This is a genomic window from Agrococcus beijingensis (assembly GCF_030758955.1).
GTDB classification, from domain to species: domain Bacteria; phylum Actinomycetota; class Actinomycetes; order Actinomycetales; family Microbacteriaceae; genus Agrococcus; species Agrococcus beijingensis.
Genome location: NZ_CP132360.1, coordinates 1,492,710 through 1,509,730, shown reverse-complemented (window position 1 = coordinate 1,509,730; position 17,021 = coordinate 1,492,710). Strand labels below are relative to the sequence as shown.

Genomic DNA, 17,021 nt, shown 5'->3' with positions numbered 1-17,021 from the left:
CGCTTGTAGGGTGCTGAGCGTGGCAGACGGGCGGCGGATGCGGGTGCTCCGCCCCGCGCTCGGCGCCGTCGCGCTCGTCACGGCCGCCACCTGCCTGCTCGCGCTCGTGCTCGCCCCGGCCGTGCCCGAGCCGCTGCTGGTGAGCGCCGCCGCCATCGCGACCGCCGGACTCGGCGGCGGCTCGCTCTGGCACGCGCTGGTGCTGACCCGGCTGGTGCGGGTGCGCGCGACCGACGTGCTCATCGCGCTGCTCGGCGCGGGCATGCTGCTGCTCGCCGCCGGCATCGCGCTCGCGGCTGTGCCGGCCCCGGCCGTCGCCCGCGCGCTGCTGCTGCTCGCGCTCCCTCTGTGGGCCGCGGGCCTCGCCTTCGCCGTGCTGCTGACGGCGATGGCGCTCTACGCGCGCCGCTCGCGCGCCGAGCCTGCGCCCGGCACGGTGCTGATCCTGGGCGCGGGCCTGCGCGGGCGCGCCGTCGGCCCGCTGCTGCGCCGTCGGGTCGAGCGCGGGGCCGAGCTCTGGCGCGAGGCGCTCGATGCCCGACCCGGCGCCCGCATCCTGGTCTCGGGAGGCCAGGGCAACGACGAGGTGCGCACCGAGGCGTCGGCGATGGCCGAGCATCTCCAGCAGCACCTGGGTGTGCCGGCCGCAGCCATCGATCTCGAGGAGCGGTCGACGAGCACCCGCGAGAACCTCGCGCTCTCGAGGTCGCTGGTCACCGAGCTGCCGCTCGCGGTGGTCACGAGCGAGTATCACGCCTACCGCACGGCCTGGCTGCTCGCCGAGGCGGGCATCGACGGCACGGTCGTCGGCGCCTGGACGCGGCCCTCGTACCGGCCGGGCGCGATCGTGCGGGAAGCGCTCGCGATCGCGGCCGACCACCGCTGGAGCTGCGTCGTGGCGGCCGTGCTGCTCGAGGCCCTGGCGGTCTGGGCCCTGATCGCACAGCCGTAGGATTGAGCGAACCCCCGCAGCCGACGAGGAGACGCATGTCCGAGATCACCCGCGAGGAGGTCCAGCACCTGGCTGGACTGGCCCGCATCGCGCTCACCGACGACGAGGTGACGAGCCTCACGAGCGAGCTGGCGAAGATCGTCGACGCGATCGCCACCGTCAACCGGGTCGCCGGCGACGACGTGCCGGCGACGAGCCACCCGGTGCCGATGGCCAACGTCATGCGCGACGACATCGTGGGCGACACGCTGACCACCGAGCAGGCGCTGCGCGGCGCCCCCAGCCACGACGGCGAGCGCTTCCGCGTCTCGGCGATCCTGGGGGAGGAGCAGTGAGCGGCGACCTCACGCGCCTCGCGGGCCACGAGCTCGCAGGCCTGCTCACGAGCGGCGAGGTCTCGAGCGTCGAGGCGACCCAGGCGCACCTCGACCGGATCGCCGCGGTCGACGGCGAGATCCACGCCTTCCTCCACATCAACGCCGGCGCGCTCGACCAGGCGCGCGCCGTCGACGAGCGCCGCGCCGCGGGCGAGCAGCTGCACGCGCTCGCCGGAGCGCCGGTCGCCATCAAGGATGTGCTCTGCACGATCGGCATGCCCTCGACCTCGGGCTCGCGCATCCTCGAGGGCTGGGTGCCCCCGTACGACGCCACGCCCGTCGCGCGCCTGAAGGCCGCGGGCCTCGTGCCGCTCGGCAAGACCAACATGGACGAGTTCGCGATGGGCTCGTCGACCGAGCACTCCGCCTACGGCCCCACTCGCAACCCCTGGGACACCGACCGCATCCCCGGCGGCTCCGGCGGCGGCTCGGCCGCTGCGGTGGCCGCGTTCGAGGCGCCCTTCGCGCTCGGGTCCGACACCGGCGGCTCGATCCGCCAGCCCGCATCCGTCACCGGCACCGTCGGCGTCAAGCCCACCTACGGCGGCGTCAGCCGCTACGGCTCGATCGCGCTGGCGTCGAGCCTCGACCAGGTCGGCCCCGTCACGCGCACCGTGCTCGACTCGGCGCTCATCCACGACGTCATCGGCGGCTACGACCCGCACGACTCCACCAGCCTCGACCGCGCCTGGCCGTCGTTCGCCGCCGCCGCCCGAGAGGGCGCGGCGGCCGGCAGCCTGCAGGGCATGAAGGTCGGCGTGGTCAAGGAGCTCGACAGCGACGGCATCGCCGCCGACGTCGACGCCCGCTTCCAGGAGGCGGTGCAGCTCATGACGGATGCGGGTGCTGACGTCGTCGAGGTCTCGTGCCCGTCGTTCGCGTACTCGGTCGCCGCCTACTACCTGATCCTCCCGGCGGAGGCCTCGTCGAACCTCGCACGCTTCGACTCCGTGCGGTTCGGCCTGCGCGTCGAGCGACCCGGCCAGACCGTCGAGGACGTCATGGCGGCATCGCGCGAGGCTGGCTTCGGCTCCGAGGTGAAGCGCCGCATCATCCTCGGCACCTACGCCCTCTCCGCCGGCTACTACGACGCCTACTACGGCTCCGCGCAGAAGGTGCGCACGCTCATCCAGCGCGACTTCGACGCCGCGTTCGAGCAGGCCGACATCCTCATCAGCCCGGCCGCGCCCACCACGGCGTTCAAGCTCGGCGAGAAGCTCGACGACCCGCTCGCGATGTACGCCAACGACATCACGACGATCCCGGCCAACCTCGCCGGCATCCCCGGCATGGGGCTGCCGATGGGGCTCGGCGACGACGGCCTGCCCGTCGGCCTGCAGCTGCTGGCGCCGATGTTCGAGGACGAGCGGCTCTACCGCGCCGGCGCCACCATCGAGGCGCTGCTCGCCGACCGCTGGGGCGGCATCCTGACGACGAAGGCACCGGAGCTTGCGGAGGCGACCCGATGAAGGACAGGCTGATGGACTTCGACAAGGCCCTCGAGCTGTTCGAGCCCGTGCTCGGCTTCGAGGTGCACGTCGAGCTCGGCACCCGCACGAAGATGTTCTCCGCCGCGCCGAACCCCGCTAATCCGGAGTTCCACGACGCCGCGCCCAACACGCTGATCGACCCGCTGAGCCTCGGCCTGCCCGGCAGTCTGCCGGTGGTCAACCAGCAGGCGGTGCGCTCGTCGATCTCGCTGGGCCTCGCGCTCGGCTGCCAGATCGCCGAGTCGAGCCGCTTCGCGCGCAAGAACTACTTCTACCCGGACACCCCGAAGAACTACCAGATCTCGCAGTACGACGAGCCCATCGCCTTCGACGGGCAGGTCGAGATCGAGCTGGCCGACGGCCGCATCGTCACCATCCCGATCGAGCGCGCCCACATGGAGGAGGACGCCGGCAAGCTCACGCACGTGGGCGGCTCGACCGGCCGGATCCAGGGCGCCGAGTACTCGCTGGTCGACTACAACCGGGCGGGCGTGCCACTGGTGGAGATCGTCACGAACATGATCTTCGGCGCCGAGCACGACGCACCGGAGATCGCGAAGCGCTACGTCGCCACCATCCGCGACATCGTGCTGTCGCTCGGCATCTCCGAGGCGCGGATGGAGCGCGGCAACCTGCGCTGCGACGCCAACGTGAGCCTGCGCCCGCGCGGCGACGCGAAGCTCGGCACCCGCACCGAGACGAAGAACGTCAACTCGCTGCGCTCGGTCGAGCGCGCCGTGCGCTACGAGATCCAGCGCCAGGCGGCGATCCTCGACGCCGGCGGCACGATCACGCAAGAGACGCGCCACTGGCACGAGGACACCGGCACCACCAGCCCGGGACGCCCCAAGTCGGATGCCGACGACTACCGCTACTTCCCCGAGCCCGACCTGCTGCCCGTGCAGCCGAGCCGAGCGCTGGTCGAGGAGCTGCGCGCCGAGCTGCCCGAGCAGCCCGTCGCCCGTCGTCGCCGTCTCAAGGGCGACTGGGGCTTCACCGACCTCGAGTTCCAGGACGTCGTGAACGGCGACATGCTGCACCTGCTCGAGGCCACGGTGGCCGCCGGCGCATCGCCCCAGTCGGCGCGCAAGTGGTGGACGGGCGAGATCGCCCGCGTCGCCAACGAGCGCGGCGTCGAGGCCGAGTCGCTGGTCGAGCCGGCGCACGTCGCCGAGCTGCAGCAGCTCATCGACGCGGGCACGCTCAACGACCGACTGGCGCGCCAGGCGCTCGAGGGCGTCATCGCCGGCGAGGGCAGCCCGAGCGAGGTGGCCGCCGCGCGCGGCCTGCAGGTGGTCACCGACGAGACCGCGCTCGTGGCGGCCGTCGACCAGGCGCTCGCCGCCCAGCCCGACGTGCTCGCGAAGATCCGCGACGGCAAGGTGCAGGCCGCGGGTGCGGTCATCGGTGCCGTCATGAAGGCGATGCGCGGCCAGGCGGACGCGGCGCGGGTGCGCGAGATCGTACTGGAGCGCGCAGCCGGCTGACCTATGCGTCACTCAGGTGCCGTGCAGGAATCCACCAGGAATCTGCGCCAAGGTATTCCTGGTTCCGCAACGGCGGGGCCCAGCGGAGTCACCTTGCACCGCTGCACAGAGAAGGGACCACAACACATGGGCATTCTCGGTTGGATCGTCCTCGGCCTCATCGCCGGTGCTATCGCAAAGCTGATCCTCCCCGGCCGTCAGGGCGGTGGCTGGATCATGACCCTCATCCTCGGTGTCGTCGGAGCGCTGCTCGGAGGCTTCATCGGCTCGGTGCTGTTCAACACCGGCATCGAGGGTTTCTTCGACATCTCGACGTGGCTGCTGGCCATCGGTGGTGCGATCATCGTGCTGCTGATCTACGGCCTGCTGACCAAGAACCGCGGTCGCGCCAGCGCTTGACGCTCGACGGACGCACGAAGGGGGCTGCCTGCGGGCAGCCCCCTTTCGCGTCCCCGGACTCCGGCGTCCGCGCTCAGGCTGCCGCGGCGCGCACACCCACCATGGACGCGATCTCGTCGAGGTGGTCGAGGTCGGTCGTGTCGAGCACCTGCAGGTAGAGCCGCTCGACGCCCGCCTCGGCGAGCGCTCCGATCCGGTCCTCGACCTCTGCACGGGTGCCCGCGACGCCGTGCTCGCGCAGCTCCGCCGGCTCCCGGCCGATCGCCGCCGCGCGGCGGGCGAATGTCGCCGGGTCGTCGCCGACCACCGTCACGAGCGCTGCCGAGCGCACGATCGGCCGGCTGCGCTCGGCCTGCTCGACGGCGCGATCGAGCGCGGCGAACAGCGGACGGATGCGGTCGAAGGCGGGGAACGGCAGGTTGTGCTCGTCGGCGAACTCGGCCGCCAGTCGCGGAGTGCGCCGCTCGCCCAGGCCTCCGACGATCACCGGCAGCCGCGCCTGCGTCGGCTTCGGCAGGGCCGGGGAGTCCTCGAGCCGGTAGTGGTCGCCCTCGAAGGTGAAGCGCGCCCCTGCGGGGGTCGCCCACAGCCCGGTGACGATCGCCAGCTGCTCCTCGAGCAGGTCGAAGCGCCGCTCGGGGAAGGGGATGCCGAACGCGGTGTGCTCCCGCTCGAACCAGCCGGTGCCGAGGCCCAGCTCGACGCGGCCGCCCGACATCTGGTCGACGTTCGCCGCCTGCACGGCGAGGATCCCCGGCAGCCGGTAGGTGACGGAGGAGACGAGCGTGCCCAGCCGCACCCGCTCGGTGTCGCGAGCGAGCCCTGCCAGCGTCGTCCACGCATCCGTCGGCCCGTAACCCGGGTCGCCGTCGCCCATGCGCAGGTAGTGGTCGGAGCGGAAGAAGCCGTCGAAGCCGAGCTGCTCGGTGCGCAGCGCGACCGCGAGCAGCTCGTCGTAGGAGGCGCCCTGCTGGGGCTCGGTGAAGATGCGGAAGTCCATGCGGCCAGCCTAAGGAGCCCGCGCCGATCGCGGCCGCGTCGTGGATCGCCGACAACCGGCGCCGCTGCGGCCCGTGGGGATGCCACGATCGCTGCATGGACTACGGCTACATGCTCGGCTACTGGAAGGCCGGCCCGCCGGCAGGCGCGCTCGAGGCGGTGCAGGAGGCCGAGCGGCTCGGCTTCGACTCGGTGTGGACGGCCGAGGCCTACGGGTCGGATGCGTTCACGCCGCTGGCATGGTGGGGAGCGTCGACGACGACCATCGGTCTCGCCACCGGCATCGCGCAGCTGTCGGCGCGCACGCCCGCCTCGACGGCGATGACCGCGATGACGCTCGACCACCTCTCGGGCGGCCGGGTGATCCTGGGGCTCGGCGTCAGCGGCCCGCAGGTGGTGGAGGGCTGGTACGGCCAGCCGTTCCCGAAGCCGCTGGCGCGCACCCGCGAGTACGTCGCGATCCTGCGCAGCATCATGGCGCGCGAGGCGCCGGTGACGGCCGCGGGGCCGCAGCTGCCGCTGCCGCTGACGGGCGAGGGCACGACCGGGCTCGGCAAGCCGCTGATGTCGACGCTCCACCCGGTGCGCCCGCACATCCCGATCCACCTCGCGGCCGAGGGCCCGAAGAACACCGCCCTGGCCGCTGAGATCGCCGACGGCTGGCTGCCGTTCCTGTTCTCGCCCGCGAACGACGCCGACGCGCGGGCGCTGCTCGCGGAGGGCTTCGCCAAGCGCGACGCGGCGCTGCCGCCGGCGGATGCCTTCGAGGTGTCGGTGCCGGTGCCGATCGTCGTCGACGACGACGTCGAGGCGGCCGCCGATCGGCTGCGGCCGATGATCGCGCTCTACGTCGGCGGCATGGGGGCGAAGGGCGCGAACTTCCACTTCGACGCGGTCGCGCGGCTCGGGTTCGAGGCGGAGTGCCTCGCGATCCAGGAGCTCTACCTCGCGGGCCGCAAGGCCGAGGCGATCGCCGCCGTGCCGACGCGGCTCGTCGACGAGATCGCGCTGATCGGGCCGATCGATCGGGTGCGCGACGGGCTCGCGCGCTGGGAGGAGTCGGTCGTCACGCGCATCCTCGTGCAGGGCGATCTCGAGGCGCTCCGGGCCGTCGCACGGCTGCGGGAGTGACCTCGACGTAGGCTCATCCGGTGGCGAACGGCATCGGGATGGACTGGGGCTCCTGGGGCGGAGACGTGCTCTCCGCGGAGGCGAGGGCGGCACGCACGCCCGCTCCGCCCAGGCGGGTGCCGGCCGAGCGCGAGCTGGTCGTCGAGCGGCACGACGGCTACGTCGGCGCTGTCGTCGGCGTCGAGTCGGGCAACGTGCACCTCGAGGATCGGCGCGGCAAGGTGCGGGCGTTCCCGCTCGGCCGTGGCTTCTTCGTCGACGGCGTCGAGGTCGAGCTGGTGCCGGCCGCGGCGAAGGCGGCCGCAGGTCCCACCCGCACCGCATCGGGCTCTCGCGCCGTCGCCGACCTGAAGGCGCGCGTGGCGCTGCCGAGCCGCATCCTCGTCGAGGGCGTGCACGACGCTGAGCTGGTCGAGCAGGTGTGGGGCCACGACCTGCGCGTCGAGGGCGTCGTGGTCGAGCCGCTGCACGGCGCCGACGACCTGGCCGCGATCGTGGCGGAGTTCCGGCCGACCCGCGAGCGGCGGCTCGGCATCCTGCTCGACCACCTCGTGCGCGGCTCGAAGGAGACCCGCATCGCCGAGGCCGTGACGAGCGGGCCGCACGGTGCGCACGTGCGCATCGTCGGGCATCCGTTCATCGACATCTGGCAGGCGATCAAGCCGGCGCGGCTGGGCATCGCGGCCTGGCCAGAGGTGCCGCGCGGCGAGGACTGGAAGCGCGGCACGCTCCAGCGGCTCGGCATGCCCCATGGCAGCCAGGAGGACGTCGGGAGGGCGTGGCAGCGCATGCGCTCCCGCGTGCGCGATTGGAACGACCTCGAGCCCGAGCTGCTGGGGCGCGTCGAGGAGCTGATCGACTTCGTGACGGCCCCCGCGGCCTGACCGCCCGCTGACCGCTCAGCCGATCGGCGGCACCTCGACGAAGCCGGGCAGCTTCGGGTCGCGGCCGTCGCCGGAGGAGCGGCCGGTGAAGCGGCGGCCGAGCCACGGCAGCACGAACTCGCGGTAGTAGCCGATGTCGCGCATGCCCTCGGCGGTCGAGGTGCCCGCGAGGTCGCGCCAGCCCTCCGGCGCGTCGTAGCCGAGCGCGCGCAGCACGTTGCGCGCCACGTGCGCGTGGCCGGCGGCGTTCAGGTGCAGCCGGTCGCGCGACCAGAAGCGCGGCGCGCGCAGCTCGGGGTCGCTCCAGTTGTCGACGTAGGGCGCGTCGAGGTCGGCGACGCGCGCCCGCACCGCCCGGGCGAGCGCGTCGCCGCGCCGCTGCATGACCGCGCCGATCGGCATCACGGCGCTCGGGTTGCCGCCCGAGAGCATGATCGGGCGGATGCCGGCGGCAGCGATGCGGTGCGCGGCCTCGGCCAGGCGCTCGCCGACGTGGTCGATCGCGACGCGCGGGCGCAGGATGTCGTTGCCGCCGCCGTTGATGCTGATCGCGTCGGGCCCGAGGGCGATGGCGGCCTCGAGCTGCTCGTGCAGGATGCCGCCGAGCTTCCGGCCGCGGATCGCGAGGTTCGCGTAGCGCACCGGCCCGCCCTGCGCGGTCGCGAGGCCCGCGGCGACGAAGTCGGCCCAGCCCCGCACGGAGCCGTCGGGCAGCTCGTCGCCGACGCCCTCCGTGAAGCTGTCGCCGATGGCCACGAACGATCCGATGCCCTGCACGCGACCAGCCTAGGTGCCGACGCGTGCGGCGCAACCGGGCTAGACTCTCTGCGACACGGGAGTCCGGTGCGCCGGGCTGAGAGGAAGACCGAAGTCTTCGACCGTCAAACCTGATCTGGATCATGCCAGCGCAGGGAGGACACATCACCCGTGCCGTCTCGTTCGAGGAAGGCACTCATGCACAACGCATCCCAGCCCGTCGGCGCCACCGTCGACGGCACCGCACCCACCGCATCCGCCCTGTCGGATGCCACCGCACCCGCTCGTCGACTGGTTCGCTGGCGGGTCGTCGACATCGTCGTCGCCGCCGTGCTCGGCGTCGCGACCGGCCTGCTGTTCGTCGTCTGGAACGGCGTCGGCTTCGTCTGGTTCAGCGCGATGGACGCGCTGACGCCCGGCTTCGGCGGCCTCGCCGTCGGCATCTGGCTGATCGGCGGCGTGCTCGGCGGGCTCATCATCCGCAAGCCCGGCGCCGCGCTCTTCGTCGAGCTGCTCGCCGCCAGCGTCTCGATGCTGCTCGGTGCGCAGTGGTCGATCGAGACCGTCTACTCCGGCGTCGCGCAGGGACTCGGCGCCGAGTTGATCTTCCTGCTCTTCGCGTACCGCCGCTTCGGCGTGCTCGTCGCGATGCTCGCGGGCGCCGCCTCGGGCGTCTTCGCCTGGACCCTCGAGCTCTTCACCTCCGGCAACCTGGCCATGAGCGGCGAATTCCTCGTCATCTACCTCGCCTGCCTCATCGTCTCGGGCGCGCTGCTGGCCGGCCTGCTCGGCTGGCTGCTGACGCGTGCGCTCGCCGCGACGGGCGTGCTCGACCGCTTCGCGTCGGGGCGGTCGCGCACCCGGTGACCGGCTCCCGCATCCGGGCCCGCGGCTGGGGCTGGCGGCACGCGAGCCGCCAGGCGCCCGCTGTCGCCGGGCTCGACCTCGACATCGAGCCCGGCGAGCGCGTGCTGCTGCTCGGGCCCTCCGGCGCGGGCAAGTCGACCCTGCTCGCCGCGCTCGCCGGCGTGCTCGGCGGCGAGGACGAGGGCGACGAGTCGGGAGAGCTGACCGTCGACGGCGCGCACCCGACGCGGCTGCGCGGCACCGCCGGGCTGGTGCTGCAGGATCCGCAGGCGAACACGATCATGTCGCGCGTCGGCGACGACGTGGCCTTCGGCTGCGAGAACCTGGCGGTGCCGCGCGACGAGATCTGGCTGCGGGTGCGGGCGGCGCTCGACGCGGTCGGCCTCGACGTCGGCCTCGACCGATCGACCGCGGCGCTCTCGGGCGGGCAGCGGCAGCGGCTGGCGCTCGCCGGCGTCATCGCGATGCGGCCGGGGCTCATCCTGCTCGACGAGCCGACCGCCAACCTCGACCCCGTCGGGGTCGTCGAGGTGCGGGATGCGGTGGCGCGCGTCGCCGCCGACACCGGCGCGACGCTCGTGGTCGTCGAGCACCGCGTCGACACCTGGCTGCCAGTGGTCGACCGCGTCGTGGTGCTCGAGGCAGGCGGGGGAGCAGCGGCCGACGGCTCGCCGCACGAGGTGCTCGACCGCCACCGAGAGCAGCTCGCGCACGACGGCGTCTGGGTGCCGGGCCTGCCGGTCGATGTCGCGCGCGGGCGCCGCTCGGTCGAGCAGGGTGCGCCGCGCGATGCGCTCCTGACGACGGATGCGCTGCGCTCAGGACGCGGTCGGGTCGCGGTGCACGAGGCGGTCGAGCTGTCGATCCGGGCGGGGGAGGCGCTGGTCGTGACCGGCCCGAACGGCGCCGGCAAGTCGACGCTGGCGCTCACGCTGGGCGGTCTGCTGCCGCCGGTCTCGGGCCGGGTGGTGGCGACCGAAGCACTGCGCAGCGACGTGGCGGCGCCGGAGCCGATCCGATGGCGGCCGAAGCAGCTGTCGCGGCGCATCGGCACCGTCTTCCAGCAGCCCGAGCACCAGTTCGTCGCCGCGCGGGTGCGCGACGAGATCGCAGCGGGCCTGCTGGCGCTGGCGCTGCCGCAGCCTGAGGTCGACGCGCGCGTCGGCGCCCTGCTCGCGGCGCTGCGGCTCGAGGCGCTCGCCGACGCCAACCCGTTCACGCTCTCGGGCGGCGAGCAGCGCCGGCTCTCCGTGGCGACGGTGCTCGCGCCGGCGCCGCGCGTGATGGTGCTCGACGAACCGACCTTCGGGCAGGATCGCCGCACCTGGCAGGAGATGGTGCGGCTCATCGCCTCGCTGGTCGACGACCAGGGATGCGCGGTGGTCGCGGTCACGCACGACGCGGATGTCGAGCGGGTGCTCGGCGACCGGGTGCTGCGGCTGGGCGGTGCATCGTGAGGCAATCGTCTTCCGACGGCGCGAAGGCGCGCGCGACCGACTCTGGTGCACGTGCGCATCGCACGCGCGGAGGACGTTCGCGGCCATCGACCGTCGTGGCCGCGCCCGGGACGTCGCAGCGTCGCACCACCGTGATCGACCGACTGAATCCCGTCACGCCGATCGCGGCCGCGGTGCTGTACTCCATCCCGATGCTGCTGACGATCGACGTCGTCACCGCGGCGGTCGCGCTCGGCGCCTGGCTGCTCGTCTTCGCTGCGGTCGGCATCGGGCCGCGCACGGTCCTGCGCCGATCGTGGCCGCTGCTGATCGCGGCACCGCTGTCGGCGGTGAGCATGCTGCTCTACGCCGAGCCGGGCGGACGCATCCACGCGCGGCTCTGGCTCGCGGTGATCAGCGACCACTCGATCGAGCTGGCGCTCGCCATCGGGCTGCGCGTGCTCGCGCTCGGTGTGCCGACCCTCGTCGGGCTCGTCGGGCTCGACCCGACCCGGCTCGCCGACGGACTGGCGCAGGTGGCGCGGCTGCCGCACCGCTTCGTGCTCGCGGCGCTCGCCGGCACCCGGCTGTTCGGCGTGCTGGGAGAGGACTGGCGGCAGGTCGCGCTCGCGCGCCGAGCACGCGGGCTCGGTGACACCGGCGCGGTGCGGCGGGCGCTGCAAGCGGCGTTCGCGCTGCTCGTCGTGGCGCTGCGCCGCGGCGGCACCCTCGCGACGGCGATGGAGGCGCGAGGCTTCGGCGGCTCGGTGCGCACCTGGGCGAGGCCGTCGACGGTCGGCTGGCACGACGCGGCGCTGCTGATCCTCGCGATCGCCGTCGCGGCTGCCGCCATCGCGGTGTCGGTCGCGACAGGATCGTTCGCACCGATCTGGGAGGGGGCACGGTGATCACGATCATCGACGGGCGCTCCGGCTCGGGCAAGACCCAGCTCGCCGAGCGGCTCGCGGCGGAGACCGGCGCGCGCGTCATCCACATGGACGACCTCTACGCCGGCTGGCACGGCCTCGCGACCGGCTCGCGCCTGCTCGAGCGGGCGATCCTGATGCCGCTGGCCGTGGGCGCCGCGGCCTCATGGCGGCGCTGGGACTGGGAGCTCGGCGACTGGCGCGAGGAGGACGGCGCCGTGCCTGGCGAGGCGCTCATCATCGAGGGGTGCGGCTCGCTGACGCTCGAGAGCCGTGAGCACGCCGACCTCGCGATCTGGCTCGAGGCACCCGAGGAGCTGCGCCACGCGCGTGCGCTGGCGCGCGACGGCGACGATTCCTGGTGGACGCTCTGGCGCGAGCAGGAGGACGCCCACATCGCGGCCAACTCGCCCGGCGAGCTCGCCGACGAGGTGCGCACGACCTGAGGCAGCCGGACCAGCGTGCGACCGGATGCCGACTCGGTCAGGTCATGCAGATGCCGAGCCTGCCGAGTTCGGGCGGGTGGTCGCCGGGTCGGGTGCCCAGGCCGCCCAGGTGGTGCCGTAGACCCAGGGTGGTTCGTCGGGGCTGGGTGGGGCGACGATGCCGATGGGGATCGCCCAGATGCTCTCCCACGGGTCCGAGGAGGGTGTGTCGGCGAAGCGTGGCCCTTGGGGTTCGGGTTCGTCGCGGTGGATGGTGCCGAGGGGGCTGGTCCATTCGAGCACCCCGTCGGGCAGCTGCCGCACGGTCCAGCGGGTGGCGTGCTTCATGGTGTGGTGCCGTCTACAGAGGTGCGCGAGGTTCGACAGCGTGGTCATCCCGCCCTTCGCGAAGTCGCGCGTGTGGTCGACGTCGGCGCGGGAGACGGGGTTGGCGCAGCCGGGCCAGCGGCAGTGGCCGTCGCGGGCGCGCAGCAGCCGGCGCTGCGCACGGTTGGGCTGGTAGGTGTCGACCGTCACCGGCAGCCCGGTGACCGGGTGGAGGAACAGCCGCTCCCAGACGACCGTCTCGACGCCGACGGCGCGCCGCTGCTGACGGCCGAGGGCGCACGCATCGAGACCGAGCGGCCCAGTCGGGCGTGGCGCGACGCGAGCGAGGCCGTGGCGGCCGACGTCGCCGGCTGGCGCGAGCTCGCCCTGCTGCTGGCCGACGCCTGCGGACGACCGCTGCCCGCGGCGGTCGAGCCGGCGCTCGAGGCGCGCGACCTGGCGGGCGCGGGCGAGGCGCTGCTGCGCGCGTGGCCGGCGCTGCCGCTGACGCTCGACGCACCCGCGGCGGTGTCGTCGGCGCCGAGGCCGCGGATGCGTCGCCGCGAGCGGGCGGTCGGGCTCGAGGCCGTCTGGGCTCGCGTGGCGCTGCTGCTGGAGGCCCTGCCGTCGGCGGGCACCGCGATCGACCGGCTCCGCGCGTCGCTCGGCACCGTGCGGCCGCGCTTCTGGGGCTTCGCGGGCGCCGGCGCGATCTCCCTCGTGGTCGCGGGCGCACTGGCATGGTCGGCGGCCTCCGCCGGTGCCGGTGCTGCCTCGGCGGATGCCGAGATCGCGCTGCCGACCATCGCGGTGGTGCCGTCGCCAGCGGCGGCCGCACCGCAGGGGGAGCCTGCAGCGGCCGACGCGACCGCACCCGCGACCGAGGCGGCGGACGACGGCGCGGCCGGCGCCGACGCATCCGCCCCCGAGAGCGCGGTGGGCGACGACCCGCTGGTCGGCGCCGCGGCGCTGCTCGTCGAGCGGGAGTCGTGCATCGATGCCGGCGATGCGGCGTGCCTGGTGGGGCTGCACGAGCCCGACAGCCCGCAGCTGCGCGCGACGTCGCCGTGGCGCATGCCCGACGACGGCACCCTCGAGGTGGTGCAGCGGGTGGGCGATGCGTGGCTGCTGCGCGTGGTGTCGGAACGCGAACCGGCCTCGGTGCTCGTGATGAGCACCGAGGCCGGTTGGACGCTGCGCGACGCCTGGGTCGACTAGACCTCGAAGGCGCCCGACTCGAGACGAGCCTTGACCTGGCCGAGGTAGCGGGCCGCGTCGGCGCCGTCGATGATGCGGTGGTCGTACGACAGGGCGAGGTAGACCATCGAGCGGATCTGGAGCGAGTCCTGACCGTCGACCGTCACCACCGCGGCGCGCTTCACGACCGTGCCGACGCCGAGGATCGCGCGCTGCGGCTGGAACACGACGGGCGTGTCGAAGAGCGCGCCGCGCGAGCCGGTGTTGGTGAGCGTGAAGGTGCCGCCGGCCAGCTCGTCGGGCTTGAGCTGGTTGTCGCGGGTGCGCTGGGCGAGATCGGCGATCTCGGCCGTGAGCTCCTTGATGCTCTTCGACGACGCGTCGCGGATGACCGGCGTGAGCAGGCCCCGCTCGGTGTCGACCGCCATCGCGAGGTTCTCGGTCGCCGGGTAGGTGATCGTCTCGCCGTCGTCGGTCGAGTTGATCAGCGGGTGCGACTTGAGCGCCTCGACGGCGGCCTGCGTGAAGAACGGCAGGAAGGTGAGCTTGTTGCCCGTCTCCTGCTGGAAGGCGGCCTTCTTCGCGTCGCGCAGCTGCGCGACCTTCGTCACGTCGACCTCGACGACCGTCGTGAGCTGCGCGAGCGTCTGCATCGACTCGACCGCCCGCTTCGCGACCACCTTGCGCAGGCGCGAGAGGGGCGCGGTGGTGCCGCGCAGGGGCGACACCTCGACGGGGGCCGGGGCGGCTGCAGCCGGAGCCGACCCGCTGGCGGCCGCGGCTGCGGGCTTCGCCTGCGCGGCGGCCAGCACGTCCTCCTTGCGGATGCGGCCGCCGACGCCCGTGCCGGTGACCGAGGCGAGGTCGACGCCCTGCTCGTTCGCCAGCTTGCGCACGATCGGCGTGACGTAGACGGAGCCCGACGATGCGGGCGCGGCCGGGGCCGCGGCAGGCGTCGGAGCCGGTGCGGGAGCGGCGGCTGCCGGAGCCGGTGCTGCCGGGGCCGGAGCTGCCGGAGCCGGGCGCGCGGGCTGCGCCGGTGCCTTCGGAGCCGCGGCCTCGGGTGCCGCGGCCTTCGGTGCCTCGGTCTCGGGCGCCTTGGCGGGCGCGGGCTGCTCGGTCGACGGCTGTGCCGGCGCGGGCTGCTCGGCGGGCGCGGCGTCCTGCGCCTCGGCGGAGCCCTCGGACTCGGCCGGGGGCTCGTCGGTCTTCTGGTCGCCGGCGGGTGCGGCGGCCGGGGCGCCCGCGGAGCCGCCGACGCGTGCGATGACGGAGCCGACCTCGACCGTGTCGTCCTCGTTCACGAGCAGCTCGGAGATCGTGCCGGCGACCGGCGACGGCACCTCGGTGTCGACCTTGTCGGTGGAGATCTCGACGATGGCCTCGTCGACCTCGATCGTGTCGCCGACGGCCTTCAGCCAGCGGATGATCGTGCCCTCGGTGACGCTCTCGCCCAGCTCGGGGAGCTTGATGTCGATGCCGCCCTCGGCGGCCGGCGCCTGGTCGGCGGTCGGCGCCTGCTCGGGCGTGGGGGCCTCCTGCTCGGCGGGAGCCTCGTCGGCCTCCTTCGACGGCGACTCCTGCGCCTCGGCGGCCGACTCGTCGTCGGCCTCCTGGTCGGCGTCGCTGTCGGTGCCCTCGGTGGCGGCCTCGGTCGCGCTCTCCTCTGCGGGAGCCTCGTCCGCCGGAGCGGCCTCGGCGGGCGCGTCGCCGGCGTCGCCGACGCGGGCGATGACCGCGCCGACCTCGACGGTGTCGTCCTCGCCGGCCAGGATCTCGGTGAGCGTGCCGGCGATGGGCGACGGCACCTCGGTGTCGACCTTGTCGGTCGAGATCTCGACCAGCGGCTCGTCGACGGCGATCTCGTCGCCGACGGCCTTCAGCCAGCGGGTGATCGTGCCCTCGGTGACGCTCTCGCCGAGCTCGGGGAGCTTGATGTCAGTCATGCGTGTGTCTCCTGTGGCAATCGATCAGATGGCGTGCAGCGGCGTGCCCGCGAGCTTCAGCATGGTCTCGCCGAGCGCCTCGTACTGCGTCGGGTGCGCGTGGATGAGCTGGGAGACATCCTCGGGGTACGCCTCCCAGTTCACGATGAGCTGCGCCTCGCCGATGAGCTCGCCGACGCGGCGGCCGATCATGTGGACGCCGACCACGGGGCCGTCCTTGACGCGCACGGCCTTCACCGATCCGGCGGTGCCGACGATCTCGCTCTTGGCGTTGCCGCCGAGGGAGTACTCGTAGGACTCGATCCGGTCGTCGCCGAACTGCTCCTTGGCCTTCGCCTCCGTGTAGCCGACGGATGCGACCTCGGGGTCGGAGTAGGTGACCTTGGGGATGTTGAGGTCTGCGACGGGGCGCGGGTCGAGACCCGCGATCTGCTCGGCGACGAAGATGCCCTGCTGGTAGCCGCGGTGCGCGAGCTGCAGGCCGGGCACGATGTCACCGACGGCGTAGACGCCCGGCACGGAGGTCTGGAGGCGCTCGTCGACGGTCACGAAGCCGCGGTCCATCTGCACCCCGACCTCCTCGTAGCCGAGGTTCGCGGTGACCGGGCCGCGGCCGACGGCCACGAGCAGCAGGTCGGCGTCGATGGTCTCGCCGGTCTCGAGCGAGACGTGCACGCCCGAGTCGTCCTGCGTGACGCCCGAGAAGCGGGCGCCGAGCTTGAACTGGATGCCGCGCTTCTTGTAGGCCCGCTCGAACTGCTTCGAGACCGACTCCTCCTCGTTGGGCACGAGGTGAGGAAGGCCCTCGATGATCGTCACCTCGACGCCGAAGGAGCGCCAGACGCTCGCGAACTCCACGCCGATGACGCCGCCGCCGAGGATCGCCGCGCGCTGCGGGATCCAGTCGAGCTGCAGGGCCTGCTCGCTCGTGATGACGTTGCCGGTGATCTCGAGGCCGGGGAGCGACTTCGGGTAGGAGCCGGTGGCGAGCACGATGCTCTTGCCCGTGATCGTCTGCTCGCCCACCTGCACGGTCGTGGGGGACGTCAGCTCGCCCTCGCCCTCGATCACCGGGATGCCCTTGGCCTTGATGAGCCCCTGCAGGCCCTTGAACTTCTTCGAGACGATGCCTTCGCGGAAGGCGGTCACGCGCTGGATGTCGATGCCCTTGAGCTCGGCGTCGACGCCGGCCTCACCGGACTCGCGCACGACGTCGGCGACCTCCCCGGAGTGGAGCATGGCCTTCGTCGGGATGCAGCCCTTGTGGAGGCACGTGCCGCCGAGCTTGTCCTTCTCGACGATCGCGACGGTCTTGCCGAGCTGCACGGCCCGCAGCGCCACGGCGTACCCCGCGCTGCCGCCACCCAGGACGACGATGTCAAAGCTCTGATCGGACACGCACTTGCTCCTTATGAGTCTTCG

The 17,021-nt window shown here is 73.4% G+C and carries 17 protein-coding genes and 1 riboswitch; of the genes, 12 read left to right on the top strand and 5 right to left on the bottom strand.

The genetic code is table 11. The annotated features are described in order from the left end of the window. Positions 1-19 precede the first annotated feature (19 nt). From Q9250_RS07265 to Q9250_RS07245, 5 genes are all read left to right on the top strand, one after another. The gene (locus Q9250_RS07265) at positions 20-952 is read left to right on the top strand and encodes a YdcF family protein (protein ID WP_306231194.1); all 933 of its coding nucleotides are present in this window, start codon (positions 20-22) and stop codon (positions 950-952) included. Between the two features lie 35 nt (positions 953-987). Continuing rightward, positions 988-1,287, top strand: a complete 300-nt coding sequence (gene gatC, locus Q9250_RS07260) for an Asp-tRNA(Asn)/Glu-tRNA(Gln) amidotransferase subunit GatC (protein WP_306231192.1) — start codon at positions 988-990, stop codon at positions 1,285-1,287. Then, positions 1,284-2,798, top strand: a complete 1,515-nt coding sequence (gene gatA / locus Q9250_RS07255) for an Asp-tRNA(Asn)/Glu-tRNA(Gln) amidotransferase subunit GatA (RefSeq protein ID WP_306231191.1) — start codon at positions 1,284-1,286, stop codon at positions 2,796-2,798. The genes gatC and gatA overlap by 4 nt, the downstream gene beginning before the upstream one ends. After that, positions 2,795-4,306, top strand: coding sequence for an Asp-tRNA(Asn)/Glu-tRNA(Gln) amidotransferase subunit GatB (gatB, locus tag Q9250_RS07250; protein WP_306231190.1), 1,512 nt, complete (start codon positions 2,795-2,797; stop codon positions 4,304-4,306). The genes gatA and gatB overlap by 4 nt, the downstream gene beginning before the upstream one ends. A gap of 126 nt (positions 4,307-4,432) precedes the next feature. Beyond that, complete coding sequence (locus Q9250_RS07245) at positions 4,433-4,705, top strand: GlsB/YeaQ/YmgE family stress response membrane protein (protein ID WP_306233946.1); 273 nt, start codon at positions 4,433-4,435, stop codon at positions 4,703-4,705. A gap of 73 nt (positions 4,706-4,778) precedes the next feature. Here Q9250_RS07245 and Q9250_RS07240 read toward each other — a convergent pair whose 3' ends face one another. After that, positions 4,779-5,705: an LLM class F420-dependent oxidoreductase gene (locus Q9250_RS07240; protein WP_306231189.1), complete on the bottom strand. Its 927-nt coding sequence runs from the start codon at positions 5,703-5,705 to the stop codon at positions 4,779-4,781. A 95-nt stretch (positions 5,706-5,800) separates the two neighbouring features. Here Q9250_RS07240 and Q9250_RS07235 point away from each other — a divergent pair, with 95 nt between their 5' ends. Together Q9250_RS07235 and Q9250_RS07230 are read left to right on the top strand one after the other, a co-directional pair. Further along, entirely contained in the window at positions 5,801-6,835 is a 1,035-nt protein-coding gene (locus Q9250_RS07235; RefSeq protein WP_306231188.1) for an LLM class F420-dependent oxidoreductase, read from the top strand. 38 nt (positions 6,836-6,873) lie between these two features. After that, positions 6,874-7,719 (top strand): DUF3097 domain-containing protein, encoded by an 846-nt coding sequence (locus tag Q9250_RS07230; RefSeq protein ID WP_306233945.1) that lies wholly within the window; start codon positions 6,874-6,876, stop codon positions 7,717-7,719. Between the two features lie 15 nt (positions 7,720-7,734). Here Q9250_RS07230 and Q9250_RS07225 read toward each other — a convergent pair whose 3' ends face one another. Continuing rightward, the gene (locus Q9250_RS07225) at positions 7,735-8,496 is read right to left on the bottom strand and encodes an SGNH/GDSL hydrolase family protein (RefSeq protein WP_306231187.1); all 762 of its coding nucleotides are present in this window, start codon (positions 8,494-8,496) and stop codon (positions 7,735-7,737) included. A gap of 45 nt (positions 8,497-8,541) precedes the next feature. Beyond that, a riboswitch (TPP riboswitch) is annotated at positions 8,542-8,651 on the top strand. 22 nt (positions 8,652-8,673) lie between these two features. On the opposite strand from Q9250_RS07225, the gene Q9250_RS07220 reads away from it, so the two are divergent. From Q9250_RS07220 to Q9250_RS07205, 4 genes are all read left to right on the top strand, one after another. Then, a complete protein-coding gene (locus Q9250_RS07220; RefSeq protein ID WP_306231186.1) occupies positions 8,674-9,342 on the top strand; it encodes an ECF transporter S component in 669 nt (222 codons plus the stop codon). Beyond that, on the top strand, positions 9,339-10,799 hold the full coding sequence (locus Q9250_RS07215) for an ABC transporter ATP-binding protein (protein ID WP_306231185.1): 1,461 nt from the start codon (positions 9,339-9,341) through the stop codon (positions 10,797-10,799). The genes Q9250_RS07220 and Q9250_RS07215 overlap by 4 nt, the downstream gene beginning before the upstream one ends. 131 nt (positions 10,800-10,930) lie before the next feature. Then, on the top strand, positions 10,931-11,686 hold the full coding sequence (locus Q9250_RS07210; protein ID WP_306231184.1) for an energy-coupling factor transporter transmembrane component T family protein: 756 nt from the start codon (positions 10,931-10,933) through the stop codon (positions 11,684-11,686). After that, positions 11,683-12,150, top strand: a complete 468-nt coding sequence (locus tag Q9250_RS07205; protein ID WP_306231183.1) for a nucleoside/nucleotide kinase family protein — start codon at positions 11,683-11,685, stop codon at positions 12,148-12,150. The genes Q9250_RS07210 and Q9250_RS07205 overlap by 4 nt, the downstream gene beginning before the upstream one ends. Before the next feature lie 42 nt (positions 12,151-12,192). Here Q9250_RS07205 and Q9250_RS07200 read toward each other — a convergent pair whose 3' ends face one another. Continuing rightward, entirely contained in the window at positions 12,193-12,666 is a 474-nt protein-coding gene (locus Q9250_RS07200; RefSeq protein WP_306231182.1) for an HNH endonuclease signature motif containing protein, read from the bottom strand. 18 nt (positions 12,667-12,684) lie between these two features. On the opposite strand from Q9250_RS07200, the gene Q9250_RS07195 reads away from it, so the two are divergent. Beyond that, positions 12,685-13,674, top strand: coding sequence for a hypothetical protein (locus Q9250_RS07195; protein ID WP_306231181.1), 990 nt, complete (start codon positions 12,685-12,687; stop codon positions 13,672-13,674). Here Q9250_RS07195 and sucB read toward each other — a convergent pair. Next, positions 13,671-15,599 carry a 2-oxoglutarate dehydrogenase, E2 component, dihydrolipoamide succinyltransferase gene (gene sucB / locus Q9250_RS07190; protein WP_306231180.1) on the bottom strand — a complete coding sequence of 643 codons (1,929 nt, stop codon included), beginning with the start codon at positions 15,597-15,599 and terminating at the stop codon, positions 13,671-13,673. The two genes, Q9250_RS07195 and sucB, sit on opposite strands and share 4 nt — an antisense overlap. A gap of 24 nt (positions 15,600-15,623) precedes the next feature. Next, a complete protein-coding gene (gene lpdA, locus Q9250_RS07185; protein WP_306231178.1) occupies positions 15,624-16,997 on the bottom strand; it encodes a dihydrolipoyl dehydrogenase in 1,374 nt (457 codons plus the stop codon). Between the last annotated feature and the right edge of the window lie 24 nt (positions 16,998-17,021).